General features: G+C 57.5%; 28 protein-coding genes. 19 read left to right on the top strand and 9 right to left on the bottom strand.

Going from position 1 to position 25982, the window contains the following annotated elements; translation table 11 throughout:
- The first annotated feature begins 89 nt into the window (after window positions 1-89).
- The 3 genes from RCF31_RS08790 to puuE are packed head-to-tail and all read left to right on the top strand — an operon-like array spanning window position 90 to window position 2534.
- Window positions 90-806: a GntR family transcriptional regulator gene (locus tag RCF31_RS08790; protein WP_299457246.1), complete on the top strand. Its 717-nt coding sequence runs from the start codon at window positions 90-92 to the stop codon at window positions 804-806.
- A complete protein-coding gene (hpxA, locus tag RCF31_RS08785; protein WP_416413079.1) occupies window positions 806-1537 on the top strand; it encodes an allantoin racemase in 732 nt (243 codons plus the stop codon). The genes RCF31_RS08790 and hpxA overlap by 1 nt, the downstream gene beginning before the upstream one ends.
- A gap of 34 nt (window positions 1538-1571) precedes the next feature.
- Window positions 1572-2534: an allantoinase PuuE gene (puuE, locus tag RCF31_RS08780; protein WP_416413078.1), complete on the top strand. Its 963-nt coding sequence runs from the start codon at window positions 1572-1574 to the stop codon at window positions 2532-2534.
- A 67-nt stretch (window positions 2535-2601) separates the two neighbouring features.
- Here puuE and hpxZ read toward each other — a convergent pair whose 3' ends face one another.
- Genes hpxZ through RCF31_RS08760 form a run of 4 tightly spaced genes read right to left on the bottom strand, consistent with a single transcriptional unit; the run spans window position 2602 to window position 6165 of the window.
- Window positions 2602-2985 carry an oxalurate catabolism protein HpxZ gene (gene hpxZ / locus RCF31_RS08775; protein WP_313689090.1) on the bottom strand — a complete coding sequence of 128 codons (384 nt, stop codon included), beginning with the start codon at window positions 2983-2985 and terminating at the stop codon, window positions 2602-2604.
- Between the two features lie 2 nt (window positions 2986-2987).
- Window positions 2988-4385 carry an AtzE family amidohydrolase gene (locus tag RCF31_RS08770; RefSeq protein ID WP_416413077.1) on the bottom strand — a complete coding sequence of 466 codons (1398 nt, stop codon included), beginning with the start codon at window positions 4383-4385 and terminating at the stop codon, window positions 2988-2990.
- The gene (gene hpxX, locus RCF31_RS08765) at window positions 4382-4567 is read right to left on the bottom strand and encodes an oxalurate catabolism protein HpxX (RefSeq protein WP_084872924.1); all 186 of its coding nucleotides are present in this window, start codon (window positions 4565-4567) and stop codon (window positions 4382-4384) included. Before hpxX ends, RCF31_RS08770 begins: the two co-directional genes overlap by 4 nt.
- A gap of 11 nt (window positions 4568-4578) precedes the next feature.
- Entirely contained in the window at window positions 4579-6165 is a 1587-nt protein-coding gene (locus RCF31_RS08760; RefSeq protein WP_313689095.1) for a gamma-glutamyltransferase family protein, read from the bottom strand.
- A 122-nt stretch (window positions 6166-6287) separates the two neighbouring features.
- Between RCF31_RS08760 and hpxU the strand changes: the two genes are divergently transcribed.
- The 9 genes from hpxU (at window position 6288) to uraH (ending at window position 13504) form a co-directional block, all read left to right on the top strand.
- The gene (hpxU, locus tag RCF31_RS08755; protein WP_299457231.1) at window positions 6288-7127 is read left to right on the top strand and encodes a MurR/RpiR family transcriptional regulator HpxU; all 840 of its coding nucleotides are present in this window, start codon (window positions 6288-6290) and stop codon (window positions 7125-7127) included.
- Window positions 7128-7319: 192 nt separating this feature from the next.
- Window positions 7320-8105: a transporter substrate-binding domain-containing protein gene (locus RCF31_RS08750; protein ID WP_021186143.1), complete on the top strand. Its 786-nt coding sequence runs from the start codon at window positions 7320-7322 to the stop codon at window positions 8103-8105.
- Between the two features lie 12 nt (window positions 8106-8117).
- Window positions 8118-8786, top strand: a complete 669-nt coding sequence (locus tag RCF31_RS08745; protein WP_299457226.1) for an amino acid ABC transporter permease — start codon at window positions 8118-8120, stop codon at window positions 8784-8786.
- Window positions 8783-9439: an amino acid ABC transporter permease gene (locus RCF31_RS08740; protein WP_299457224.1), complete on the top strand. Its 657-nt coding sequence runs from the start codon at window positions 8783-8785 to the stop codon at window positions 9437-9439. Before RCF31_RS08745 ends, RCF31_RS08740 begins: the two co-directional genes overlap by 4 nt.
- Window positions 9420-10151, top strand: a complete 732-nt coding sequence (locus RCF31_RS08735; protein ID WP_313689673.1) for an amino acid ABC transporter ATP-binding protein — start codon at window positions 9420-9422, stop codon at window positions 10149-10151. Before RCF31_RS08740 ends, RCF31_RS08735 begins: the two co-directional genes overlap by 20 nt.
- A 21-nt stretch (window positions 10152-10172) precedes the next feature.
- On the top strand, window positions 10173-11408 hold the full coding sequence (locus RCF31_RS08730) for a pyridoxal-phosphate-dependent aminotransferase family protein (protein WP_416413076.1): 1236 nt from the start codon (window positions 10173-10175) through the stop codon (window positions 11406-11408).
- Entirely contained in the window at window positions 11405-12664 is a 1260-nt protein-coding gene (gene hpxK / locus RCF31_RS08725) for an allantoate amidohydrolase (RefSeq protein ID WP_416413075.1), read from the top strand. The genes RCF31_RS08730 and hpxK overlap by 4 nt, the downstream gene beginning before the upstream one ends.
- Window positions 12665-12677: 13 nt before the next feature.
- Complete coding sequence (gene uraD / locus RCF31_RS08720; protein WP_416413074.1) at window positions 12678-13172, top strand: 2-oxo-4-hydroxy-4-carboxy-5-ureidoimidazoline decarboxylase; 495 nt, start codon at window positions 12678-12680, stop codon at window positions 13170-13172.
- The gene (gene uraH / locus RCF31_RS08715) at window positions 13169-13504 is read left to right on the top strand and encodes a hydroxyisourate hydrolase (protein ID WP_313689667.1); all 336 of its coding nucleotides are present in this window, start codon (window positions 13169-13171) and stop codon (window positions 13502-13504) included. The genes uraD and uraH overlap by 4 nt, the downstream gene beginning before the upstream one ends.
- Window positions 13505-13529: 25 nt before the next feature.
- On the opposite strand, the gene RCF31_RS08710 is transcribed toward uraH, so the two are convergent.
- Both RCF31_RS08710 and RCF31_RS08705 read right to left on the bottom strand, forming a co-directional pair.
- The gene (locus RCF31_RS08710) at window positions 13530-14297 is read right to left on the bottom strand and encodes an amidohydrolase (RefSeq protein ID WP_416413073.1); all 768 of its coding nucleotides are present in this window, start codon (window positions 14295-14297) and stop codon (window positions 13530-13532) included.
- Window positions 14285-15445 carry a pyridoxal phosphate-dependent aminotransferase gene (locus RCF31_RS08705; RefSeq protein WP_299457210.1) on the bottom strand — a complete coding sequence of 387 codons (1161 nt, stop codon included), beginning with the start codon at window positions 15443-15445 and terminating at the stop codon, window positions 14285-14287. Before RCF31_RS08705 ends, RCF31_RS08710 begins: the two co-directional genes overlap by 13 nt.
- 132 nt (window positions 15446-15577) lie before the next feature.
- Here RCF31_RS08705 and RCF31_RS08700 point away from each other — a divergent pair, with 132 nt between their 5' ends.
- The 3 genes from RCF31_RS08700 to RCF31_RS08690 are packed head-to-tail and all read left to right on the top strand — an operon-like array spanning window position 15578 to window position 17416.
- Window positions 15578-16192, top strand: coding sequence for a methylthioribulose 1-phosphate dehydratase (locus RCF31_RS08700; RefSeq protein WP_299457208.1), 615 nt, complete (start codon window positions 15578-15580; stop codon window positions 16190-16192).
- Window positions 16189-16872, top strand: a complete 684-nt coding sequence (gene mtnC, locus RCF31_RS08695) for an acireductone synthase (protein WP_416413072.1) — start codon at window positions 16189-16191, stop codon at window positions 16870-16872. The genes RCF31_RS08700 and mtnC overlap by 4 nt, the downstream gene beginning before the upstream one ends.
- Before the next feature lies 1 nt (window position 16873).
- Window positions 16874-17416, top strand: a complete 543-nt coding sequence (locus tag RCF31_RS08690) for a 1,2-dihydroxy-3-keto-5-methylthiopentene dioxygenase (protein WP_299457204.1) — start codon at window positions 16874-16876, stop codon at window positions 17414-17416.
- Window positions 17417-17471: 55 nt separating this feature from the next.
- Here RCF31_RS08690 and mtnA read toward each other — a convergent pair whose 3' ends face one another.
- Window positions 17472-18491 carry an S-methyl-5-thioribose-1-phosphate isomerase gene (gene mtnA, locus RCF31_RS08685; RefSeq protein WP_416413071.1) on the bottom strand — a complete coding sequence of 340 codons (1020 nt, stop codon included), beginning with the start codon at window positions 18489-18491 and terminating at the stop codon, window positions 17472-17474.
- Window positions 18492-18596: 105 nt separating this feature from the next.
- Between mtnA and mtnK the strand changes: the two genes are divergently transcribed.
- Window positions 18597-19796, top strand: coding sequence for an S-methyl-5-thioribose kinase (gene mtnK / locus RCF31_RS08680; protein WP_416413070.1), 1200 nt, complete (start codon window positions 18597-18599; stop codon window positions 19794-19796).
- A 47-nt stretch (window positions 19797-19843) separates the two neighbouring features.
- Here mtnK and fadE read toward each other — a convergent pair whose 3' ends face one another.
- Window positions 19844-22288: an acyl-CoA dehydrogenase FadE gene (gene fadE, locus RCF31_RS08675; RefSeq protein WP_416413069.1), complete on the bottom strand. Its 2445-nt coding sequence runs from the start codon at window positions 22286-22288 to the stop codon at window positions 19844-19846.
- 254 nt (window positions 22289-22542) lie between these two features.
- On the opposite strand from fadE, the gene lpcA reads away from it, so the two are divergent.
- Entirely contained in the window at window positions 22543-23121 is a 579-nt protein-coding gene (gene lpcA / locus RCF31_RS08670; RefSeq protein WP_208714109.1) for a D-sedoheptulose 7-phosphate isomerase, read from the top strand.
- 52 nt (window positions 23122-23173) lie between these two features.
- The gene (locus tag RCF31_RS08665) at window positions 23174-23941 is read left to right on the top strand and encodes a class II glutamine amidotransferase (RefSeq protein WP_084872965.1); all 768 of its coding nucleotides are present in this window, start codon (window positions 23174-23176) and stop codon (window positions 23939-23941) included.
- Here the strand turns inward: RCF31_RS08665 and dpaA are convergent.
- Complete coding sequence (gene dpaA / locus RCF31_RS08660; protein WP_084872968.1) at window positions 23912-24658, bottom strand: peptidoglycan meso-diaminopimelic acid protein amidase; 747 nt, start codon at window positions 24656-24658, stop codon at window positions 23912-23914. The genes RCF31_RS08665 and dpaA overlap by 30 nt on opposite strands.
- Window positions 24659-24900: 242 nt before the next feature.
- On the opposite strand from dpaA, the gene dinB reads away from it, so the two are divergent.
- Window positions 24901-25956: a DNA polymerase IV gene (dinB, locus tag RCF31_RS08655; RefSeq protein ID WP_416413068.1), complete on the top strand. Its 1056-nt coding sequence runs from the start codon at window positions 24901-24903 to the stop codon at window positions 25954-25956.
- Window positions 25957-25982 lie beyond the last annotated feature (26 nt).

The raw sequence follows: 25982 nt of genomic DNA, 5'->3' as shown, positions 1-25982 counted from the left end.
AGGATCCAGGCCAGAATTGATTTCTTGTATACAAAAATTGTTTTTCGCGTATACGATGTGCTGTGCACAGACATTTACCGGAGCGGGAAATGAAGAGTGAAACAGGCCAGAGAACGGCCGCAGATCTGAATGATAGAGACGAACCCATCTACCAGGCGTTGCTGAACGCCATTGTCGAACATCAATTACCGCCAGGCAGCAAATTGCCGGAAGAAGCCTTATCCGAGGTGTTTGGTGTCAGCCGCACGGGCATTCGCAAGGTGCTGCAACGCCTCGCGGCGGTGCAAATGATTACCTTATCGCCCAGGCGTGGTGCACAGGTTGCGACGCCTGGCGTGGAGGAGGCGCGTGATATTTTCGCCACGCGTAGTTTACTGGAGTGTGCCAACCTGCCTGCGGTCGTCGCGCATGTCCAGCCGCCGCATCTGGCGGCGCTGGCGGGTCTGATTGCCGAGGAGCAGCAGGCACACGAACAGAATGATGGTGCCGCCGCTATCCGTCTGTCGGCTGCCTTCCACATCCAGCTGCAGGCGATATCCGGTAATCAGGTGCTGACCGAGATGGTGACGCGTCTGACGCAACGTTCCTCGCTGGTGATTGCCGCCTGGGGCGCGCCCTGGCAGCGTGGTTGCCGTTGTGATCATCACGATCGGCTGGTGGAGCTGTTGCGCCAGAAGGATCTGCCTGCACTGACGGCATCACTTCAGCATCATTTCGAACATATTGTTGCCAGCCTGCACTTTGAGCGCAGCGGTGAAACCCTCCCTGACTTTGCCCGGTTATTTGCCGGGAAAGGAGAACCGTAATGAGCCTGATCCAGGTCATCAACCCCAACACCAGCCTGGCGATGACGGAAACCATCGGCCAGGCGGCGCGTGCCGTTGCTGCACCGGGCACGGAAATTATTGCGGTGTGTCCGAGCCAGGGCGTGCCTTCGATTGAAGGCCACTTTGATGAAGCCATTGCGGCGATTGGGGTGCTGGAACAGGTGAAGCTGGGCAAAGCACAGGGGGTGAGTGGGCATGTGATTGCCTGTTTTGGCGATCCCGGTTTATTAGCCGCCCGCGAGCTGGCAAGCGGCCCGGTGGTCGGCATTGCGGAAGCGGCGATGCACACCGCCACGCTACTGGCGACGCGTTTCTCCATCGTCACCACGCTGCCACGCACGCTAATTATCGCGCGCCATTTATTGCAGCAATATGGTTTTACCCATCACTGCGCCGGGGTGCACGCTATCGATCTGCCGGTGCTGGCCTTAGAAGATGGCAGCGGAATTGCACAGGAAAAAGTACGTCAGCGTTGTATCCAGGCGAAGCGGGAAGATGGCAGCGGGGCGATTGTGCTGGGGTGTGGCGGGATGGCTTCGCTTGCTCAGGATCTGACCCGGGAACTCGGTCTGCCGGTGATCGACGGCGTCGGTGCGGCGGTCAAAATGGTGGAATCGCTGGTGGCGCTGGGCTTTGGCACCAGCAAACATGGCGATCTCGATTACCCGCTAGAAAAACCGCTCACAGGTGCTTTTCAGCACCTAAACTAAGCACTGGTTGAGGTTTACCACAGGAACTTACAGAATGAGTGATGTATCTGAAAAGAAAGAGTACAGCTTCAACAAAAACTATCCACGCGACCTGATCGGCTATGCCAGTCAGCCACCCCATGCCCGCTGGCCGGGTAAAGCGCGCGTCGCGGTGCAGTTTGTCCTCAATTATGAAGAGGGGGCAGAGAATAACGTGCTGCACGGCGATGCCGGTTCCGAGCAGTTTCTTTCCGACATCATCGGTGCAGCCAGCTACACCGATCGCCATATGTCGATGGACTCATTATACGAGTACGGCTCACGCGCCGGTTTCTGGCGCATCCACAATGAATTTCAAAAACGCGGTTTGCCGCTGACCATTTTTGGTGTGGCGATGGCACTGGCTCGTCACCCGGAAATTGTCGAAGCGATCAAAGCCGCTGACTATGACGTCGTCAGCCACGGCTGGCGCTGGATCCATTATCAGGGCATGGATGCGAAAACCGAGCGCCAGCATATGCAGCAGGCGGTGGATGTGCTGAAGGATTTGTTCGGTAAAGCGCCAACCGGCTGGTACACCGGGCGCGACAGCCCCAATACCCGCCGTCTGGTGGTGGAGCAGGGCGGCTTTAGCTACGACAGCGATTACTACGGCGATGACTTACCGTTCTGGACCCAGGTCACCTGTCAGGATGGTACGGTTAAACCGCATCTGATCATTCCGTATACGCTGGAATGTAACGATATGCGCTTTGCCTCGCCGCAGGGGTTCAACACCGCCGAGCAGTTCTATACCTATCTGCGTGACACCTTTGATGTGTTGTATGAAGAGGGGGAAACCGCGCCGAAGATGATGTCGATTGGTATGCATTGTCGTCTGCTGGGGCGTCCGGGCAAATTCCGTGGCCTGCAACGCTTCCTCGATCATATCCAGCAGCATGATCGGGTCTGGGTATGCACCCGCCAGCAGATCGCCGATCACTGGATGGAAACGCACCCAGCCCCGGTGGCTGGTTAATACGCCTGTAGCGGCGCGAAGCTGGAAAAATCCGCGCGATCAATCGCGCCGCTACGGCAATATATCTTTAGTTCATCAAACTCACCTGCGCGGCGACAATGCGCCAGCCGCACGGCAGCCGCACCCAGGTCTGCTGCTGACGGCCAATCCTCTCCGTTCCCTCACGGGTAAACTCAGTGCTGCACACCGCATAGTCATCGCCAAAGGTGGTGATCACCGTGTGGCGTAACGTACGATCCAGTCCGGCCGAGGGACGTGCGGCACGAAACGCGCGGATTTCTTCGATGCCATACAGATTCTCACCGGCACCGAGACGTACCGTGCGGCTGTCATGCCAGAACAGCTCATCCAGAACGTCCACGTCATTGCTGACCAGCGCCTGCTCGTAGCGATAAAACGCCGCTGTCACTTCGGCGACAATTGCCGGACGATCAATATGTTCAGGTGTCATGCTTATGCGTCCATCAGGGTGGTTTGGGGCAGAGTAAGCCCTTGCTGTTGCAACGCCCAGGCGGCGCGCAATGCGAGGTGTTCTTTAAACGGTGCGGCGATCAGCTGTAATCCAATCGGCAGGCCGCTCGCCGTCGGCAGCGGTACGGTACACACCGGCAGGCCAAGGAAGGATATCGGCTGAGTCAGCATCCCCATACTGGCGCGTGTCGGCAGATGCTGGCCGTTGATATGAATGGTTTCCTGGCCGATGGTGGTCGCGCTGCACGGCGTTGCCGGGGCGATCAACACATCGAACTGCTCAAACAGCGGCAGTACCTGTTGCTGGAAATGACGACGGAAGCGTTGTGCCTGCACGTACCAGGCGGAGGGCAGCATCGCACCAGCCAGCAGGCGTTCGCGTGAGTTCGGTTCGAAACGTTCTGGCATCTCGCGCAGTTTTGGCAGGTAGTGATTGCCTCCTTCCGCTGCGGTGAGGATAAAGGCGGCAGAGCGGGCAATCTCAGCATCTGGCATCGTGACTTCATCGCTGGCTGCCAGCGCTTTGGCCACCACGGCCAGCGCGGCTCGGGCATCATCATTGCACCAGGTGGAGAAGAAGCCGCCTAACACGCCACAACGTAACCCTGCCGATCCCTGCGCCAACGTGTCGCTTGCCGTCATCACCGGTTGCGCGGCCTGAAAGGCATCGCTGGCGTCAGCCCCCTGCAAAATGTCATACACCAGGCTGAGATCTTCCACGGAACGCGCGAAGGGGCCGATATGGTCGAGGCTGGCGACAAACGGGTGGCTGCCGCTGCGGGATAAACGGCCAAAGGTAGGCTTCAGGCCGAAAATGCCGCACAGCGAAGCCGGGACGCGAATCGAGCCGTTGGTATCGCTGCCGAGCGAGAAGTGCACCAGCCCGGCCGCGACGGCGGCTGCCGATCCGCCTGAGGAACCACCCGCCACCCGCGTCAGATCGCGCGGGTTGTGGGTGGGGCCATAATGGGTGTTCTCGGTGGTGAAGCCGTAGGCGTAAGCATCCATATTCAGCATCCCGGAAAGCAGCGCCCCTTTCTGGCGCAGCTTGCTCACCGCCCAGGCATCTTCGCGCGCTGCCGGGCGTTCACTGAACAGGCTGGCACCGGCCAGAGTACTGTGACCGGCGACGTCAAACAGGTTCTTCACCGCATAGGGAATGCCCGCCAGCGCCGGTAAGGTTTCCCCGCGCTGGCGTTGTGCATCCAGCTGATCCGCTTCTTTCAGCATGCGCTGACCGGTGACTTCGGTCCAGGCGTTGAGTGCCGGGTTATGCTGTTCAATCGCGCTTAGCGTGTGTTCGGCGATGTCACGCGCACTAATCTCGCCGTTGCTCAGTGCCTGTTGCAGCGCGCTGATTGAGAGGGCCGAAAGTTTCATAGCTTATACACTCCCGCCACTTCCAGACGATCGTCGAGCGGATAAGCCATCAGCGGTTCAGCCATCGCGGCAATGCGGTTAAATTGGGTCAAAAGTTCGGCGCGGCGCGCCTCATCCAGCTCCAGCGCCAGAATCTGTTCCATCTGGGCGATATAGGCGGCCCAGTCCGGTTGTGCACTCATCAGTATTCTCCTTAGAAACCAGCGGCGCTGCCGTTGCTGCGCGGATCAAACGCGCCTTCCAGCATGCCGTTGTTATGGCGAACGATGGCACCAGCATGGCCGACCACCTCGCTAAAATCAGGTAACAGCTCCACTTCATGGCCCAGTGCACGTAGCTGCTGTACCGTTTCCGGTGCCACACGCGCTTCCAGCTTGAGGGAGTCAGAGGATTGGCCCCAGGTGCGGCCCAGCAGCCAGCGCGGCGAGCTCACCGCCTGTTGCAACGGCAATCCCTGGATAACATGGCGGGTAAAAATCGCCGCCTGGGTCTGTGGCTGGCCGTCGCCGCCCATCGAGCCATACACCATGGTGCGGCCATCTTTCAGGCGTGCCGCCGCCGGGTTAAGGGTGTGGAACGGTTGTTTACCGGGAGCCAGCGCCAGCAGGTGGCCGGGCTGCAAACTGAAGGCTGCGCCACGGTTTTGCCAGGTGATACCGGTACCCGGCAGAACCACGCCGCTACCGAATTCGTGATAAATACTCTGGATAAAGGAAACCGCCAGCCCGCTGCTGTCCATCACCCCCATCCACACGGTATCACCCGGGCCTTTGCCGGTGCCCCACGGGGCAGCGCTGGCATCATCAATCTGCGCGGCCAGGCCAGCAAGATGATCGGCATCCAGCAGGCTTTGCACATCAATGTCGATATGGCGCGGATCGGTAATATGTTGATCGCGCAGGGCAAAGGCTTTCTTGGTGGCTTCAACGATGCGATGCACGGTCTGCGTTTCATCGGCATCCGCCATATTGAGCTGGTCGGTAATGCCCAGAATCGCCAGCGACACCAGCCCCTGGGTGGGTGGCGTCATGTTCCAGATATCGCCTTCGCTGTGCGCCAGATGCAACGGCGTGCAGCGGCGTGCCTGCTGGCGTTGCAGATCTTCGAGGGTGACCGGCATGCCGAGTGCCGACATTTCCCGTGCCAGATGATGCGCCAGTTCACCGCGATAAAAACTGTCTAATCCCTGCTCGCACAGCAGGCTGAGGGTATTGGCCAGCGCCGGTTGGGTGAAACGGCTACCTGCCGCAGGCACTTCGCCATCGGGCAAAAAGGTGGCAGCAAACCCCGGCTGATCCTGCAATTCATGGCGTTTAGCGGCGGTTGCGGCGGCCTGCGAGTCTGTGACGGGAATGCCGTCAGCCGCATAGCGGATAGCGTCACGCAGCAGGCGTGGCAGCGGCAATGCTGTGGCTCCCAGCTCGGCTGAATAAGCCAGGGCTTCCTGCCAGCCGCTGACGGTGCCTGCCACGGTGAGCGCCGCTTTCGGTCCGCGATGTGGAATTTTTGTTGCGCCGTGATAAAAATCGAAGTGCGCCAGTGAACCGGCAGCACCGCTGGCATCGATAGCGATGGGATCGCCACCCGGCGGCACAATCAGCCAGAAGCCGTCACCGCCCAGCCCGTTCATATGCGGGTAGACCACGGCGATAGTAGCGGCAGCCGCGACCATGGCTTCAATGGCGTTGCCACCTTCGCGCAGCACCGCTAAGGCGCTTTCGCTGGCGAGATGGTGCGGGGTTACGGCCATGCCTAATGGCGCCATATTGCTCTGTATCATAGTGAACTCATTTTTCGGGTACGTGGGGAAGTTATAGCAAGAGCTGTTCCAGTTTTGGCAGGAAAACCATTGTGGATCGATTTATGCTAGCTTGTGATGAAACGAAAGTTACAGGACGAATGATGAAACAGTTAGATGAACGCCTCCGTAGCCACTATCCGCAACTGTCGCCGCAGGAGCAGCGCATTGCCGATTTTGTCTTTGATCATTTTGACGACCTGATCAGCTATAACAGCGCGGAACTGGCGCGGCTGAGTGGTGTGTCAAAAGCGACGGTGAGCCGCCTGTTCAAGCGCCTTGGCTACGAAAAATACAAAGACATGCGTGATGAGCTGCGCACGCTGCGCCAGAGCGGTATGCCCCTTACGGACAACCGCGATGCAGTGCAGGGCAATACGCTGCTGTCGCGTCATTACAAGCAGGAGATGGCGAACCTGACGCAGTGGGTCAACAGCATTGATCCGCAGCAGTTTGGCGAGGTAATTCAGGCGCTGGCGCAGGCGAAACGGCTGTTTATCGTCGGCATGCGTAATGCCTATCCGGTAGCGCTGCATCTGCGTCAGCAGCTGATGCAGGCGCGTCCTCAGGTCCATGTGCTGCCGCAACCCGGCCAGACGCTGGGTGAGGAGCTGGTGGATATCACCCCGGAAGATGTGGTGGTGGTGATGGCGTTTCGCCGTCGGCCCCGCATCCTCCGCCCGCTGATGCAGCAGCTACAACAAAGTAATATCCCGGTGCTGGCGCTGTGTGAACCGCAGGCGCAGGGCGTGCTCACCCTGGCACGCTGGCAGCTGTGTGCACCGCTCGACAGCGTCTCCGCCTTCGACAGCTATGCCTCCGCCATGAGTCTGGTGAATCTGCTGGCTAATGCCCTGTTGCATGAAATGTTGTCGCAAGGTCGACAGCGTATTCATCAAATCGCCGACCTCTACCAGCATCTGGATGAGCTGGAACACCGTTAAAGGGCACCGTTTTGGTGCTTTGCACCTTTTTTGATCGCTTTAATGTCCCGGCGCTGCGCTGGTTTTTTTCACCCTGATAAAGCTGCAACCCTGATTTTTCGTGGAAGTGTTCTTTTTGTTTCGGTTGGCACATTAGTTGCAGAACGATTCATCAAGAATCTTTTGTTTCACGTAAACTCACCGGGGTGCATAATGAAAAAAGTTTTAATGGCAGTGGCAGGCGCTGCGTTAATGATGGCGCAGGTCGGTAGCGCGATGGCCGATCAGCTGCAGGACATCCAGAAACGCGGTGTTATCCGCATTGCCGTACCGCAGGACTTCCCGCCGTTTGGTTCCGTCGGCACCGATTTACAGCCGCAGGGCTATGACATCGACATGGCGAAGTATCTCGCCAAAGAGATGAAACTGAAGTTGCAGCTGGTGCCTGTCTCCAGTGCTAACCGCGTACCGTATCTGCAAACCGATAAGGTCGATCTGGTGATCTCCAGCATGGGGAAAAATGCCGAACGTGAAAAAGTGATCGACTTTAGCCGTGCTTACGCGCCGTTCTTCCTGGGGGTGTTTGGTCCGAAAGGCGAAGAAATCAAAGATGCAGCGGCCCTGAGCGGTAAATCCATCGGCGTTACCCGTGGTGCAGTCGAGGATATGGTACTGACCGGCATCGCACCGAAAGACGCCGAGGTGAAACGTTACGAAGATAACAACACCACGCTGTCGGCTTATCTGTCTGGTCAGGTGCAGTTTATCGCCACCGGCAACCTGGTCGTGGCGGCGATTGCGCGTCAAAACCCGGCCAAGGCTCCGGTCGCGCAGTTCATGCTGAAAGATTCCCCGTGCTTTATCGGCCTGAAAAAGGACGAGCCTGCGCTGAAAGATAAAGTGAATGCGTTGATCGAGCAGGGCATTAAAGACGGCACCCTGAACAAGTTGTCCGAAGAGTGGCTGAAAGCGCCACTGCCGGCCAACCTCGGCGCATAAGAAGGACAGCCAATGATTGGGCAACTTAACTTTGCTGCGCTCTGGCCGCATTGGCCGGAGCTGCTGGCGGGGCTGTGGGTCACCATCCAGCTGACGGTACTGGCGACCGTAGGTGGCGTGTCGCTCGGTATCCTTGGTGCGGCACTGCGCAGCGGCAAACCCAGCTGGCTGAGCCGTATCTGGGGCGTTTATGTCGAGCTGATTCGCAACACCCCGTTTGTAGTGCAGCTGTTTTTTATCGTCTTTGGTTTGCCCAATCTTGGTCTGAAACTGACGGCGGGCGAAGCAGCGCTGCTGGCGATGCTGATTAACCTCGGTGCCTACAGTACCGAGATCATCCGTGCCGGTATTCAGGTGACGCCGAAAGGGCAGTGGGAGGCCGGACGTGTACTTGGCCTGACCCGCAGCCAGACGTTTCTGCGCGTGGTGTTGCCGCCGTCCTTGCAACGCATTTACCCGGCACTGGTCAGCCAGTGCATCATCGTGATGCTGGGATCGTCAGTGGTGTCGCAGGTCTCCTATGAGGAGCTGACCTTCGCCGCCAACCTGATTCAGTCGCGAACCTTTTTGAGTTTTGAAGTCTATCTGGTGACCACGTTGATTTACCTGGCGTTGTCGATTGCCATGCGTCAGCTGCTGCTGGCAGTGGGACGTAAATGGTTTGGAGCACTGCCATCATGACGACCTTTACCGACTGGGACATCCTGCGCAACCTGCTGCTGGCGGCGCGCTGGACGATTTTGCTGTCGCTGGTGGCCTTCTTTGGTGGCACGCTGGTGACCCTGCCGCTGCTGTTTTTGCGCCTGCTACGTAAACCGTGGCTGATGCGGTTGATCCGTGGTTACACCGAATTGTTTCAGGGCACGCCACTGCTGATGCAGCTGTTTCTGGCGTTCTTTGGCGTCGGGTTGTTCGGCATCGACGTTGCCCCCTGGACCGCCGCCTCACTGGCGTTGACGCTCTACACCAGCGCGTTTCTGGTGGATATCTGGCACGGTAGCATCCGTGCGTTACCGAAAGGCCAGTGGGAAGCATCGCGCTGCCTCGGCCTGACTTTCGGCCAGACGTTGTACCGCGTGATTGCTCCGCAGGCGATCCGCATTGCTATCGCGCCGACCGTCGGCTTTGCCGTACAGGTGATTAAAGGCACGGCGCTGGCGTCCATCATCGGTTTTGTCGAGCTGACCAAGGCCGGCACCATTTTGACCAATGTGACTTATCAGCCGTTTAAGGTATTTGGCCTGGTGGCGTTGGGTTACTTCCTGATGTGTTATCCGCTGTCTCGCTACAGCCAGTACCTGGAGAAAAAATTCAATGCCGCTCATCACCATTAATCAGGTACAGAAGTACTACGGCGACAACCATGTGTTGAAAGGGGTCGATCTCGATATCGAAATGGGCGAGGTGATCTCCATCATCGGCCGCAGCGGATCGGGTAAAAGTACCTTGCTGCGCTGTATGAACGGGCTGGAAGGCTATCAGGAAGGCAGCATCAAACTTGGCGGCATGACCATTACCGACCGGGAATCCCAGGCGCGTGACATCAGCCGTTCGGTCGGCATGGTGTTTCAGAGCTTCAACCTGTTCCCGCATATGACGGCGCTGGAAAATGTCATGCTGGCACCGCGTCGCGTGCTGAAAAAGAGCGAGGCGGAGTGCCGGGAACTGGCAAAACAGATGCTGGAAAAAGTTGGCCTCGGTGAGCGCCTCGACTATTACCCGGCCAATCTTTCGGGCGGTCAGCAGCAGCGCGTGGCGATTGCCCGTGCGCTGGCGATGCAGCCCAAAGTATTACTTTGTGACGAGATCACCTCGGCGCTTGACCCTGAGCTGGTAGGCGAAGTGCTGAAGGTGCTGGAGCAACTGGCGGCTGAGGGTATGACGCTGATTCTCGTGACACATGAAATGAACTTCGCCCGCGACGTGGGCGATCGTGTGGTCTTTATGCATCAGGGACGCGTCTGGGAACAGGGTGACAGCAAAACGCTGTTCGCCAATCCGCAAACAGCGGAACTGAAACAATTTATCTCGACGGTTCGTCTCTAAGCCAATAACAAGGAATTCATCATGGACATCGCGCAGTTTCCGCAAATCAATCCACCGCAACGCCTGCTGATGGGGCCGGGGCCGATCAACGCTGATCCGCGCGTACTGCGCGCCATGTCTACACAGCTGATTGGTCAATACGACCCGGCGATGACGAATTATATGAATGAGGTGATGGCGCTGTATCGCGGCGTATTCCGTACCGAAAACCGCTGGACCATGTTGATCGACGGCACCTCACGCGCCGGGATCGAAGCGATTCTGCTGTCGGCGATCCGTCCGGGCGACAAAGTGCTGGTGCCGGTATTCGGTCGTTTTGGTCATCTGCTGTGTGAAATTGCCCGCCGCTGCCGTGCGGAAGTGCACACCATTGAGGTGCCGTGGGGCGAGGTGTTTACGCCGGATCAGATCGAAGATGCCATCAAGCGTATCAAGCCGCGCCTGCTGCTGACTGTGCAGGGTGATACCTCCACCACCATGCTGCAACCGCTGGCTGAGCTGGGTGCCATTTGCCAGAAATATGGCGTGTTGTTCTACACCGATGCCACTGCCTCTCTCGGTGGTAACGCGCTGGAAACCGATGCCTGGGGGCTGGATGCGGTTTCGGCGGGGATGCAGAAATGCCTCGGCGGTCCGTCGGGTACGTCACCCATTACCCTTAGCCCGCAGATGGAAGCGGTGATCCGCAAACGTAAATGTGTGGAAGAGGGGATCCGTACCGCCGATCATCAGGACGGCGAGGACGAGATGATCTACTCCAATTACTTCGATCTCGGCATGATCATGGATTACTGGGGCCCGGAGCGTCTGAACCACCATACCGAAGCCACCACGGCGTTGTTTGGTGCGCGTGAGTGCGCGCGTCTGATCATGCAGGAAGGGCTGGATAACGGTATCGCCCGTCATAAGCTGCATGGCGATGCGCTGCTGAAAGGTATTCAGGGCATGGGGCTGGAAACCTTTGGTGACCTGCAACATAAGATGAATAACGTGCTGGGTGTGGTGATCCCGCAGGGCGTGAACGGCGATCAGGTACGTAAGCGGGTGCTGGAGGATTTCGGTATTGAGATTGGTACCTCGTTTGGCCCGCTGCACGGCAAGGTTTGGCGCATCGGGACTATGGGCTACAACGCGCGCAAAGATTGCGTGATGCAAACCCTGACGGCGCTGGAAGCGGTGCTGAATCATCTGGGCTTCCGTTCCACACAGGGGGCGGCGCTACAGGCGGCCTGGGATCATTACGGGAGCCACGCATGAGTGAAAGCCTGATGACTGCCAGCGAGGCGCAGTCAGCCGCCGCACGCGTCATGGCACGCTGCGATGCGCTGGCTGAGATCAGTGAAACTGAAGATGGCCTGATGCGGGTCTACCTCTCGCCGGAACAAATGCGTGCTAATCAGCGCGTCGGTGAGTGGATGCAGGCCGCAGGTATGACGGTATGGCAGGATGCGGTTGGCAATATCTGCGGCCGCTATGAATCTGCCACGCCGGGTGCACCGGCGCTTCTGCTCGGTTCACATCTCGATACCGTACGTAACGCCGGTCGCTACGATGGGATGCTTGGCGTATTGAGCGCGATTGAAACCGTACAGTGGCTGCACGATCACCAGCAGCGCCTGCCGCTGGCGATTGAGATTGTTGGCTTCGGCGACGAAGAGGGCACACGTTTTGGTATTACCCTGCTGGGCAGCCGTGGCATCACCGGCAGCTGGCCGGAAAGCTGGGTCACTCATCCCGATGGCAACGGCATCACTGTCGCGCAGGCGATGCAGGATGTTGGTCTGGATGCAGCGAACATCCTTGACGCCGCGCGTGATGTTAACGACATCGCGGCCTATCTGGAGCTGCATATCGAGCAGGGGCCATGCCTCGAGCAGGAAGATCTGGCGCTTGGCGTGGTGACGGCCATCAACGGGGCGCGTCGCCTGAATTGTCGTTTTACCGGCGAAGCAGGCCATGCGGGTACGGTGCCGATGACGCATCGTAAAGACGCGCTGGCCGCGGCTGCCGAGTGGATGGTGTTTATCGAGCAGACCACCCGTGAGCTGGATCCGCAGCTGGTGGCGACGGTGGGAACGCTGCACTGCGCACCGGGGGCGGTGAATGTCATCCCGGGTGACGTGCAGTTGTCACTGGATGTGCGCGGTCCGCAGGATGAACCGCTGGCACGTCTGCTGTCGCAGTTACTGACCCAGGCGGAAGCCATCGCCTTACGCCGTGGCCTGACCTTCAGCGCGGACGAATATTATCGTATTGCTGCGACTGCCTGCGATGCGCGGTTGCAACAGGCGCTGAGCCATGCGCTGGAAACGGTGCAGGGGCGCAGTTTGTCGCTGCCAAGCGGTGCCGGACACGATGCGATAGCCATTGCTGAGCGCTGGCCGGTGGGGATGTTGTTTGTGCGCAACCATCGCGGCATCAGCCACCATCCGGCGGAGTCAGTGCAGACGGCGGATGTGGCGTTGGGGGTGCAGGCGTATTTGCAGGCCGTGTGCGATCTGGCACGAGCATAACAGGAGTGGTGGCATGAATCTGGAGAGCTTTAATCAGTTGTCACCCGCGCAGGCTCAGGCGGCGATTGCCCATTGTGTCGCCATTCCCGCCTGGCAACAGGCGTTGGTAGCGGCCCGCCCGTTTGCCGATAGCGCCCAGCTGATCGCTGAAGCCGAGGCGCTGGCCCAACGGTGGCAGGGGGCGGAACTGGAACAGGCGCTGAGTGCCCATCCACGCATTGGTGAGAAAGCCCAGGGCGAGGGCAAAGAAGCCACGTTTTCGCGCAGTGAGCAGTCAGCCATGAATGAGGCTGACGGCGCGTTGCAGTTTGCCATGCTGGCGGGTAATCAACGCTATGAACAGCGCTTTGGCCGGGTATTTCTGATTCGTGCCAAAGGTCGTAGCGGCGAGGAAATGCTGGCGGAGTTGCAGCGCCGCCTCAATAATGATGCCGCGACAGAACAGCAGGAAGCGCTGGCACAATTACGGGAAATTACTTTGTTACGGCTGAAGGAGAGCATCATATGAGCACCATCACCACGCATATTCTCGATACGGCGCTGGGTAAACCGGCGATTGGTGTGGCGATTTCGCTGGAACAGAACAGCCCGGAAGGCTGGCTGCCGCTGGCTCAGGGCAAGACCGATACCGACGGGCGGATTAAAGATTTAACGCCAGAGCCATTAGCGCCGGGGCATTATCGTCTGACTGCTGAAATCGGTGATTATTTTGCCGCAGCGGGCCGTGATGCGTTGTACGTCAGTGCGCAGATTGATTTTGTGCTGGGGGAAACCGGCAGCCATTATCATCTGCCGTTCCTGATTTCCCCGTGGTCGTGGTCAACCTATCGCGGCAGTTAAACCGCCGCTACGGGATCCGTTCGGGTTATAACGTAAATTGATCCGCATCGCGCCACGCCGGGAAGCGTTCACGATATGCCTGCAACTCCTCCAGCGACAACTCAGCATCAATGCGCGCCCGCGCAAACGGCTCAGCGGCGGCCAGGATGTCACCCAGCGGTGAAATAATCCGGCTATCGCCGCTGTACTGGTGCTGATTACCGTCGCTGCCGACGCGGTTACAGCCCGCGACATACGCCTGGTTCTCAATCGCCCTTGCCAGCAGCAGTGACTGCCAGTGCAGCGCACGCGGCGCGGGCCAGTTGGCGACAAACAGCGCCAGATCATAATCGTTGCGGTTGCGGGTAAAGACCGGGAAACGCAGGTCATAACAAATCTGCGGCAGAATACGCCAGCCACGCCAGGTAAACACCTCGCGCGTTTCACCCGCGACATAATGCTGATGCTCATTCGCCATGCGGAACAGATGGCGCTTGTCATACTGATGCAGCGTGCCATCCGGCTCAACCAGCAGGAAACGGTTTACCGCGCCTTTTTCAGTCTGGATTGCCGCGCTGCCGCCGACCAGCGCATTGCTGGTTTTGGCATGCTGGTGCAGCCACGCGACGACTTCTTCCTGAGGCAGCGAACTTTCCGCTGCTTCCATCGCGAAGCCGGTAGTAAACATCTCTGGCAGCAGGATCAGATCACGCCCTTCAATGCCTTTCAGCACGCCGTCGAAATGGCGCAGATTCGCTGCACCATCCATCCAGCTCAGGGTTTCCTGCAAAACGGTAATTTTCAAAGCTGACATAAACGCTCCGCAGCGGCGTCGAGCGTCGCTTCCTGTTTGGCAAAGCACAGGCGGATCAGCTTATGCGGGAAAGGATCGGCGCAGAACACCGACAACGGAATCGCCGCCACACCGACTTCTTTGGTCAGCCACTGACAGAAACTCACGTCATCCAGATCGGAGATCGCGCTGTAATCTGCCAGCAGGAAGTAGGTGCCTTCACAGGGCAGCACTTCGAAACGGCTTTTTGCCAGCGCCTGAACCAGACGGTCGCGGCGGGCGCGATAAAACTCGGGCAGCTCACGATAATGCTCCGGCTCAGCGCGTAGCATATCGGCAATCGCCAGCTGTGCCGGGGTATTCACCGAGAAGGTCAGATACTGGTGCACTTTGCGGATTTCCGCGCTGATCGCCGCGGGGGCCACGCAGTAACCCACTTTCCAGCCGGTCATATGGAAGGTTTTACCAAAGGACGACACGGCAATCGCGCGCTGACGCAATTCGGCATGGGCCAGCACGCTGGCATGACCCTCTTCGGCGAAGCAAATGTGTTCGTAAACTTCGTCGCTCAGCACATAAATTTCCTGTGCGGCGATGGCCTGCCACAGCTGCGCGTAATCACTCTTGCGCCAGACAGTGGCGGAAGGGTTGTGCGGCGTATTCAGAATCACCAGGCGGGTTTTGGCGCTCAGCAGGCTCTGGAATGCGTTCCAGTCCACGCGGAAACCCGGAGGCTGCAAGGCAATGCGTTTCAGCACGCCACCGGCCAGCTGCACGGCAGGGGCATAGCTGTCGTAACTCGGGTCGAAGCAGATCACTTCATCACCCGGACGCACCAGCGCGGTAATGGCGGCGTACAACGCTTCGGTCGCCCCGGCAGTGACGGTGATGTCGCTGTTGACGTCGGGTTTATGACCGTAAAGTTCAGCCGTTTTGTCGGCGATGGCTTCGCGTAACGGTAATGCACCGGTCATTGGGGCATACTGGTTGGCACCCTGGCTGACGTGATACGCCAGGCGTTCCTGGAGATAGCGCGGACCGTCAAAATCAGGGAAACCCTGCGACAGATTTATCGCGTTATGAAGCTGCGCCAGCGCGCTCATTTGGGTAAAAATGGTGGTGCCGAGCGCCGGTAATTTGCTCTCGGGAATCAGGTTGTGCTGCGTCATTGATCTTTTGCCTTAAGCGCGAATGTCGTTGCGGAGTTAACCCTCTGTTGCTGCCACTATAAACAGGATGTTAATATTTGGCAATCGAGACGCTTAGACGTCCAAACTAACCTGCGGGATATCAACATCGCTATGACCGATTTTCTTCCACTGGAACAGCTGGTGGCTGCCTGCCACTGGATTGGCGCAAAAGGCTGGGCACCGGCCACGGGCGGTAACATGTCGGTACGTCAGGATGACGAATATTGCCTGCTGAGCGCATCGGGCAAGGATAAAGGCCGCCTGACGCGTGATGACTTTATTCAGGTGGAGATTGCCACTAACGAGGTGCCGTCCGGACGTAAGCCATCGGCGGAGACGGGTCTGCACACCCTGATTTATCGTCTGTTCCCGGAAGCCGGTGCCGTGCTGCATACGCATACTGTCAATTCGACGGTGTTGTCACGGGTGGAGAAGGGCAGCGCGCTGCTGCTGAGCGGTTATGAAATGCAGAAAACGCTCGCCGGTCAGGACACCCATCTCAACACCGTGGCGATTCCACTGTTCGATAACGACCAGGATATCGATGCCCTGGCTGAGCGTATTGCGGCCTTTGCCGTTGAAACGCCACTGCGTTATGGTTTTCTGCTACGTGGCCATGGCCTGACCTGCTGGGGTAAAGACGTCAACGAGGCCCGTCGCCATCTGGAAGGGCTGGAATTTTTGTTTGAATGTGAACTACAACGTCGGCTGCTGGAGGCCAGATGATTCGCGCAATTGTTACCGATATTGAAGGCACCACCAGCGATATCCGCTTTGTCCACAACGTATTATTCCCGTATGCCCGTCAGCATCTGGCGACTTTTGTACGCGGGCATCAGGCGGAGCAGGCCGTAGCCGCCGCGCTGGACGCGGTGCGTGAGGAATCCGGCGCACCCGAGGCCTCGCTGGATGAGGTGATCGCCACCCTGCTGAACTACATCGATCAGGATCGCAAATCACCCGGCCTGAAAGCGTTGCAGGGCATGATCTGGCGTGATGGTTATGTCGAAGGCCAGTTTACCGGCCATCTCTATCCTGATGTGCTGCCGGCGTTTGAACGCTGGCGTCAGCAGGGTAAAGCGCTGTATGTATATTCCTCCGGTTCGGTGGCGGCGCAGAAATTGTTATTTGGCTACAGTGACGAAGGTGATTTAACGTCGTTGTTTAGCGGCTATTTTGACACTGGCGTCGGTGCCAAGCGTGAAAGCCAGTCCTACCGCAATATCGCTCAGCAAATCGGTCATGATGCGTCTGAACTGTTATTTCTGTCCGATATTCACCAGGAGCTGGACGCGGCGGCTGAAGCGGGCTGGCGCACCCTGCAATTAATTCGCGGCGAGGCGGATAGCGAAAGTCGCCATCGTCAGGTAAACGATTTTTCCCAGATTAACCCGGAGTCGATTTAGGATGAGTGCACTGACCATTTTTACCGATACTGAAGCCAGCCAGCCGGTGTGGCACAGCACCGATGCAGAAGCGATTCGCGAGCGTCTCAACGCCAAAGGCGTCCGTTTTGAACGCTGGCAGGCCGATCGCGATCTGGGTGCCAACCCGGATTCTGACACGGTGATTAACGCCTACCAGCATGCGATTGATCGTCTGGTGGCGGAGAAAGGCTATCAGAGCTGGGATGTGCTGAGCATGCGTGCGGATAACCCGCAGAAAGAAGCGCTGCGCAGTAAGTTTCTTAACGAACATACCCACAGCGAAGATGAAGTGCGTTTCTTTGTCGAAGGTTCCGGTTTGTTCTGCCTGCATCTTGATGGTCAGGTGTATCAGATTCTGTGTGAAAAACAGGACCTGATTTCCGTGCCAGCCGGAACGCCGCACTGGTTCGATATGGGCTCTGAACCACACTTCACCGCGATCCGTATCTTCGATAATCAGGAAGGCTGGATTGCCAATTTCACCGGCGACAGCATTGCGGATGCGTATCCGCGTCTGGCCTGATCATTTGCTGACTCGTAACGGCGCGATTTATTGCGCCGTTACCACCGTGCTTCATTTATGGTTGAAATATACCTTCCTGAATCTGTGCAGGCGTCACCACGCCGGTATCCAGTACCCAGCCACTGATAAGCTGAGCGGGGGTCACATCAAATGCCGGGTTGTAAACAGCGGCATTCTCCGGTGCCCATTGCACGCTGCCAAAACTGCCGGATACGCCGGTGACTTCGCTGGCGGCACGCTGTTCAATTGGAATTGCGTCTCCGTTCGGGCACAGGCGGTCCAGCGTGGTATGCGGTGCAGCCACATAGAACGGAACGCCGTGATAATGCGCCAGCACCGCCAGACTATAGGTGCCGATTTTGTTCGCCACATCGCCATTGGCAGCGATGCGATCCGCACCGACCCAAATCGCATCGACCACACCGCGCGCCATCAGGCTGGCGGCCATTGAATCGGTGATCAGGTGATAAGGAATCCCCAGTTCACCCAGCTCCCAGGCGGTAAGGCGGCCACCTTGCAACAGCGGGCGGGTTTCATCCACCCAGACATTTTTCACTTTGCCCTGCTGATGCGCATGGGCAATCACTCCGAGCGCAGTGCCGACACCCGCCGTCGCCAGGCCGCCGGTGTTGCAGTGGGTCAGCAACTGGCTGCCCGGTGTGACCAGTGCGCTCCCCGCGCGGGCGATGTTGTCGCACAGTTGTTTATCTTCCGCCACCAGACGCAGCGCTTCTGCCGTCAGTGCGGTGACAAAATCGTTCTCTGCCAGCGCCACTTTCATGCGGTCCAGATTGTTCATCAGGTTGACCGCCGTCGGGCGTGCCGCCCGCAGCACCTCCAGCGCCTCCGCCAGACCGGATCTGTTCATCCCTTGCTCGGCCAGCAGCGCCAGCAGCAGACTGGCGGAAAGGCCAATCAGCGGTGCGCCACGCACACGTAACGCGTGGATATGAGCTACCAGCTGCGCGACATTGTGCGCGGGTAGCCAGTTTTTCTGCTGCGGCAATGCCTGCTGGTCAAGGATCCACAGCTGGTTATCACGAATTTCCAGGCTGGTTGTGCGAAGTGTTTGCATGGTGTGAAATCTCTGTTGCGTTAATGGCGGCTATTGTGCCAACATGCGTGACGGATGTATAGACGTCTGAACGGCTTATTACTTACGATTCACGAGGAACAGGCAATGTCGCAATACCGTACGTTCACCGCTGCCGATGCTGTGGAATATGCAAAACAATTTGGCGGTGTGGACGATCCGTCAGCGCTGGTGAGCGCCGAGGAGATCGGTGATGGGAATCTCAACCTGGTGTTCAAGATTTACGACAATCAGGGCGTCAGCCGTGTGGTGGTGAAACAAGCGCTGCCATATGTTCGTTGCGTGGGTGAATCCTGGCCGTTAACCCTTGACCGCGCACGCCTTGAAGCGCAGACGCTGGTGGAGCACTACAAACATTGCCCGCAGCACACTGTGCATGTCACCCATTATGACGCTGAGCTGGCGGTGATGGTGATGGAGGATCTCTCCAGCCATCGTATCTGGCGTGGCGAGCTGGTAAAAGGCGTGTATTATCCGCAGGCCGCCAGCCAGCTGGGCGAATACCTGGCGCAGACCCTGTTCCATACCTCGGATTTCATCCTGCATCCGCATAAGAAAAAAGCGGAAGTGGCGCGCTTTATTAACCCGGAAATGTGTGAAATCACCGAGGACCTGTTCTTTAACGATCCTTACGTCGCTCATGAACGCAATAAATACCCGGCGGCGCTGCAATCGCTGGTGGAAAGCCTGCGCAGCGATGACGCACTGCGCATTGCGGTGGCCGGTCTGAAGCATCGCTTCTTCGCCGATGCCGAAGCCTTGCTGCACGGCGATATCCACAGCGGATCAATCTTTGTGGCGGATGGCAGCCTGAAAGCGATTGATGCTGAGTTTGGCTACTTCGGGCCGATTGGTTTTGACGTCGGTACCGCGCTGGGCAACCTGCTGATTAACTACTGCTGCCTGCCGGGTCTGCTGGCCCCGCGTGAAGCGGCGGAAGCGCGTGAACGTCGCCTGAGCGATGTGCATCAGGTATGGAGCACCTTTGCCAGCCGTTTCCTCGAACTGGCACAGGCCAAAACCACCGATGTGGCGCTGGCGTATCCCGGCTATGCTGCGGCTTTCCTGCGCAAAGTGTGGAGCGACACCATCGGTTACTGCGGCACCGAGTTGATTCGCCGTACCGTGGGTATGTCGCATGTCGCTGATTTCAAAAATATTGGCGATGACGCCATGCGTACCGAGTGCATCCGCAACTGCATCACGCTGGGGCGCACGCTGATTCTGGCGGCCAACCATATTGATGATGCGGATGGGTTGATTGCCCGCATCCGTCAGGCGAGTTAAATAATAAAGCCTCCCGCCAGGGAGGCTTGTTGATCGTGCCGCGAAGCTTATGCCGCTTCGCTGGCGCGTGCGGGTGTTTTAGTTTGTGGCTTTGGCACGGCCAGGGCTTCCGGCGCAAACTCATCCACGTTGATGGCACGCAGACGGCTGGCCTCGGCGCGGGTCAGGATCTTCGCTTCGGCTTCGTCAATCCAGCCCTCTTTCAAACCACGTTGTGCCAGCTGATCCAGCCGGGTGAAGGAAATATTTTTCTTCAGTTGCAGGCACAGACGATCGTGAATCACTTCCGCTGCCATCACATCCTGTAACGCCTGTTCCAGTTGGCCCGCCGGGTTGTGTGCGCTCGGCGTCAGATACTGACCACGACCCAGACGCGTGCGCGTCGCGGAGGGCAGTTGCAGCAGTTTCGCCAGCTTATGATCAAGCTTATCAGACGGGGCCGGACAGTGATGTCCACCGACGAAGATCACCATACGCAGCGCACCGGCGACAAAACGATTTGGGAAGTTGCGCAGCAGGTCGTCAATGGCCGCTTCTGCCTGATGCAGTGCATCCTGGACGCCCCAGTGCACCAGAGGCAGATCGGCTTCGTTACGACCTTCGTCCTCATAACGTTTTAAGGTTGCTGATGCCAGGTAAAGCTGGCTCAGGACATCCCCCAGACGCGCAGAGATGCGCTCACGACGTTTCAGACTGCCGCCCAGCACCGCCATGGCAACATCAGCCAGCAGCGCCAGGTTAGCGCTCAGGCGGTTCATTTGCTGATAATAACGGCGGGTAGCGTCGCGGGTGGGTGTCGCGCTGGTGCGGCCACCGGTCAGACCCAGCCACAGGCTGCGAACTTTATTGCTGCCCACATGGCCGATATGGCTGAACAGCGCACGGTCAAAGGCCGCCAGATCGTTTTTCGCCGCGGCATTCATCTCTTCCAGTACCCACGGATGGCAGCGAATCGCACCCTGACCGAAGATAATCATGCTACGCGTCAGAATATTGGCCCCCTCGACGGTAATGGCAATCGGTGCGCCCTGGTAGGCACGGGCGAGGAAGTTATTCTCGCCGAGCATGATGCCTTTGCCCCCGGCGATATCCATCGCATCAATGATCGACTGCTGACCGCGATGAGTGCAGTGATATTTGACGATCGCCGACAGCACTGCCGGTTTTTCACCCAGCATAATGCCGCTGGTGATCAGTGTTGCTGCTGCATCCATCACGTAGGCATTTCCGGCAATGCGTGCCAGCGGTTCTTCGATCCCTTCCATTTTGCCGATGGACACTTTGAACTGGCGACGAATGTGCGCATAGGCACCGGTCGCCAGCGCGATACTTTTCAGGCTGCCAGTGGAGTTGGACGGCAGGGTGATACCACGTCCTACCGAGAGGCATTCCACCAGCATACGCCAGCCCTGACCGGCCATCGCCGGGCCGCCGATAATGTAATCAATCGGTACGAAGATATCTTTGCCTCGCGTCGGGCCGTTCTGGAACGGCACGTTCAGCGGGAAGTGGCGGTGACCAATTTCCACGCCTGGCGTATGGGTGGGGATCAGCGCGCAGGTAATGCCCAGCTCCTCGGTATTGCCCAGCAGGTGTTCCGGGTCGGAGAGTTTAAAGGCCAGGCCGAGCACGGTAGCAATCGGTGCCAGGGTGATATAGCGCTTGTTCCACGTCAGGCGCATGCCGAGCACTTCTTTGCCCTGCCATTCACCCATACACACCACGCCGGTATCCGGGATGGCTCCGGCATCAGAACCGGCTTCCGGGCTGGTCAGCGCGAAGCAGGGAATTTCGTCGCCGCGTGCCAGTCGTGGCAGGTAGTGATCTTTCTGCGCATCGGTGCCGTAGTGTTGCAGCAGTTCGCCTGGACCGAGAGAGTTAGGCACACCAACGGTGATGGCGAGGATACCGGACACGCCCGCCAGTTTTTGCAGCACGCGCGCCTGAGCATAGGCAGAGAATTCGAGGCCGCCATATTCTTTTTTAATGATCATGGCGAAGAAACGATGTTCTTTCAGATACGCCCACAGCTCCGGCGGCAGATCGGCCATTTCGTGGGTGATCTGAAAATCATTCGCCATACGGCAGGCTTCTTCTACCGGGCCATCGAGAAAGGTTTGTTCCTCTTCTGTCAGACGTGGCTGTGGATAGTTGTGCAGTTTCTGCCAGTCCGGCTTGCCGCGGAACAGATCACCTTCCCACCAGGTAGTACCGGCGTCGATGGCTTCTTTTTCAGTACGCGACATCGGCGGCATCACTTTCTGAAAGCTGTGCAGCATCGGCTTCGAAAACATACTGCGACGCATCGCCGACAGGTTAAAGGGTAACAGGATTATGGCGAGCGGCAGCAGCAGCCAGGGCGTCCACAACCCGCTGAAGGCGAGGGCTGCGGTCCACAACAGCAGGATAGCGCTGCTGAAACGCAGGGAAAGTTGATGGTAGAAGAGGGCGCTAATCAATATCAGCGTCGCAACGATTGAGGCAACCAGCATAATGAACCGCTCCGTAAGTTGTAAGAGGTCTGACCTGTTATGTATAGAGGTTTAGAGCAGCGCCGGAAATTTATCAATCTGTTTACAACACAATTACAACCCAACTCACAAAATCGCCGGGATAGGTTGATCTGACACACGACTTCACGCTTTTTACCCTTCAGGGCCGGGCTTTCACCTGCGCCTGTGCTTTGCGCCTCCACGCCATTCCGTTAAACTTGCAGGGGTCAATCTTTCCTCTAAAGGACATCCCTATGTATCAGGACATTATCCGGTCAGAACTTAATGAAGCCGCCGATACGCTGAACAATTTCCTCAGCAATGAAGCCAATATCCATGCGATTCAGCGCGCGGCAGTGTTGCTGGCGGATAGCTTCAAAGCAGGTGGCAAAGTGCTCTCCTGCGGCAACGGCGGCTCGCATTGCGATGCCATGCACTTCGCCGAGGAGCTGACCGGGCGCTATCGTGAAAACCGTCCTGGCTACCCGGCGATTGCCATCTCTGACGTCAGCCATCTTTCCTGCGTCAGCAATGACTTTGGTTACGATTACGTGTTCTCGCGTTATATCGAAGCGGTGGGGCGTCCGGGCGATGTGCTGCTTGGCTTGTCTACGTCCGGCAATTCCGCCAACATCATCAAGGCGGTGGAAGCGGCGCGCGCGCAGGGGATGAAGGTCATCACCCTGACCGGCAAAGACGGCGGCAAAATGGCCGGTACTGCAGACATTGAAATCCGTGTGCCGCATTTTGGTTATGCTGACCGCATTCAGGAAATTCATATCAAAGTCATCCATATCCTGATGCTGCTGATTGAAAAAGAGATGGTGAAGTAAGTCGTGGCTTCTCCTCCCACGCCGGTGGGAGGATTTTACTAAGGCGGTAGCTATGTGCGAATTGCTCGGGATGAGCGCCAATGTCCCCACGGATATCTGTTTTAGTTTTACCGGGCTGGTGCAGCGTGGTGGTGGGACCGGACCGCACAAAGATGGCTGGGGCATCACCTTTTATGAAGATAAAGGCTGCCGCACCTTCAAAGATCCGTTGCCGAGCTATAACTCGCCGATTGCCCGTCTGGTGCAGGAATATCCAATCAAATCACATTCGGTGGTGGCGCATATTCGCCAGGCCAACCGCGGTGAAGTGTCACTGGAAAATACCCATCCGTTTACCCGCGAGCTGTGGGGCCGTAACTGGACTTACGCTCATAACGGTCAGTTGAAAGGCTATCGTCAGCTGGAGACCGGTCATTTCCGCCCGGTGGGGGAAACCGACAGTGAAAAAGCCTTCTGCTGGATCCTGCATAAACTGACTCAGCGTTATCCGCGCACGCCCGGCAACTGGCCAGCGGTGTTTCGCTATATCGCGGAGCTGGCGGCGGAGTTACGGCAGAAAGGGGTGTTTAACATGCTGCTGTCGGATGGACGTTATCTGATGGCGTTCTGTTCCACCAATCTGTTCTGGATCACCCGTCGCGCGCCGTTTGGCAAAGCCAAGCTGCTCGATCAGGATGTGGAGATTGATTTTCAGCAGCAGACTACGCCGCAGGATGTGGTGACGGTGATTGCTACGCAACCGCTGACGGGAAATGAAACCTGGCACCGGATAGTGCCAGGCGAATGGGTATTATTTTGCCTGGGAGAGCGCCAGGAATGATTTTGAAGCAGCGTCTGGCGCGGTCATTACCGCCGGGCTGCTGTTTACCGCGTACTGGCCGCTACCGGTGACGTTCACCGTCGGTGGCTGGTGGTACTTCGCAAAGTACGCATAACCCGGCTGCAACTGACGCCAGAAGCTGGCGTAAGTGGAGTAGCGGTGACGCTGCATGTTGCTGTCGGTCATACGGAACGGGAAGATGCCTAACGACACTTCTTCCTGCCCGTTACGCAGCGCAGCGTTAACGTAGGTGTAGATCTCATCCATATAGGCGTTGGTCATGGCATAGCAGCCAATGGATTTACAGTCGCCGTGGATCATCAGATATTTGCCGCTGTAGCCATTGTCACGGTCAAATTGGTTCGGAAAACCGGTATTAATCGCGCGATAATAATGGCTATCCGGTTTTAACTGATTCAGTTTGACGCTATAAAAACCTTCCGGGCTTTTAAAATCCCCTTCGCGGCGCTTGGGACCCAAACCGCCAGAGAAATTACAAATGCGGTAGCTATCCAGCAGACGATATTCATTACCGATCTTGCCGTACAGTTCCAGCGTACGCTCTTCCTTGAAAATCTGAATATAAACCGGGGTGCCAAGTAATTGTTTTTTTAGTTCTTTGCTTACCGGAGCCTCAGGGTTAACTGGCTCGGGATTGATTGCCCAGCTAAGGACCGGCATAAAAATCATCGCAAGCAAGAATGCGATTCTGCCCATTCTGTGTGTACCTTGAAGTGAAGAGGAACTCTGACGCATAACGTCTCTTATTGCATTATCGGAAATATCCGCTACCGCAGCGCAACATTAACATTGTCTGGCGTTTAATCAAGCCAGTGTCTGAGAAAATAGCCATTTACCTCAGGGATTACGGCGATAAATTTGTAAACTTTAATGCGTGCCCCGACAAATATTGCTGATATTTTGCAGTGCTGTATACTTATCCAGTGTCTGGAGGGGGTATGCGTAAGATCATTCATGTCGATATGGACTGCTTTTTTGCAGCGGTTGAAATGCGCGACGATCCCTCTTTGCGTGATATCCCGATCGCCATTGGTGGCAGCCGAGTGCAACGTGGCGTGATCAGCACCGCTAACTATCCGGCACGGGAGTATGGCGTGCGCAGCGCGATGCCCACCGCCACAGCGCTGAGACTCTGCCCCCACCTGCGCCTGCTGCCTGGGCGTTTCGAAGCCTATAAAGATGCCTCCCGCCAAATCCGCGACATCTTCGCACGCTACACCCCGCTGATTGAACCGCTGTCGCTGGATGAAGCTTACCTCGATGTCACCGATAGCCCGCATTGCCAGGGATCAGCCACGTTGATGGCGCAGGCGATTCGTGCCGATATTCTGCGTGAAACCCAGCTGACCGCCTCGGCAGGCATCGCGCCAATTAAGTTTCTCGCCAAAATTGCTTCCGACCTGAATAAACCGAATGGCCAGTTCGTGATCACACCGCAGGCGATGCCCGATTTTCTGCTGTCGCTGTCGCTGAGTAAAATTCCCGGCGTCGGTAAGGTGTCGGCGAAAAAACTGGAGGAGATGGGGCTACGTACCTGCGGAGATGTACAGCAGGCGGATTTGGCGCAGCTCCTTAAACGCTTCGGCAAATTTGGCCGGGTGTTATGGGAACGCAGCCACGGTATCGACGAGCGCGGCGTAGTGGTGGAGCGGGAACGTAAATCACTCGGCGTTGAGCGTACCCTGATGGAAGATATTCATAGCTGGGAACAATGCCTTGAAATCATTGATTATCTCTACGAGGAGCTGGATCGCCGCTTGACGCAGATTCGCCCGGACAAGTTAATCGCCCGTCAGGGAGTAAAACTGAAGTTCAATGATTTCCAGCTGACGACCCAGGAGCATATCTGGCCGGTGCTGAATAAAGAGGACATGATTGCGGTGGCGCGCAAAACCTGGGACGAACGCCGAGCCGGGCGGGGTGTCCGGCTGGTGGGACTGCATGTGACGCTGGTGAATCCACAACTGGAAAGACAGTTGCTGCTGGGTCTGTAGCGGCGCGATAAATCGCGCCGCTACAC

Origin of the sequence: Pantoea sp. App145, from assembly GCF_047947045.1 — a bacterium.
Classification (GTDB): domain Bacteria; phylum Pseudomonadota; class Gammaproteobacteria; order Enterobacterales; family Enterobacteriaceae; genus Pantoea.
This window is presented reverse-complemented; position numbering and strand designations above follow the sequence as displayed.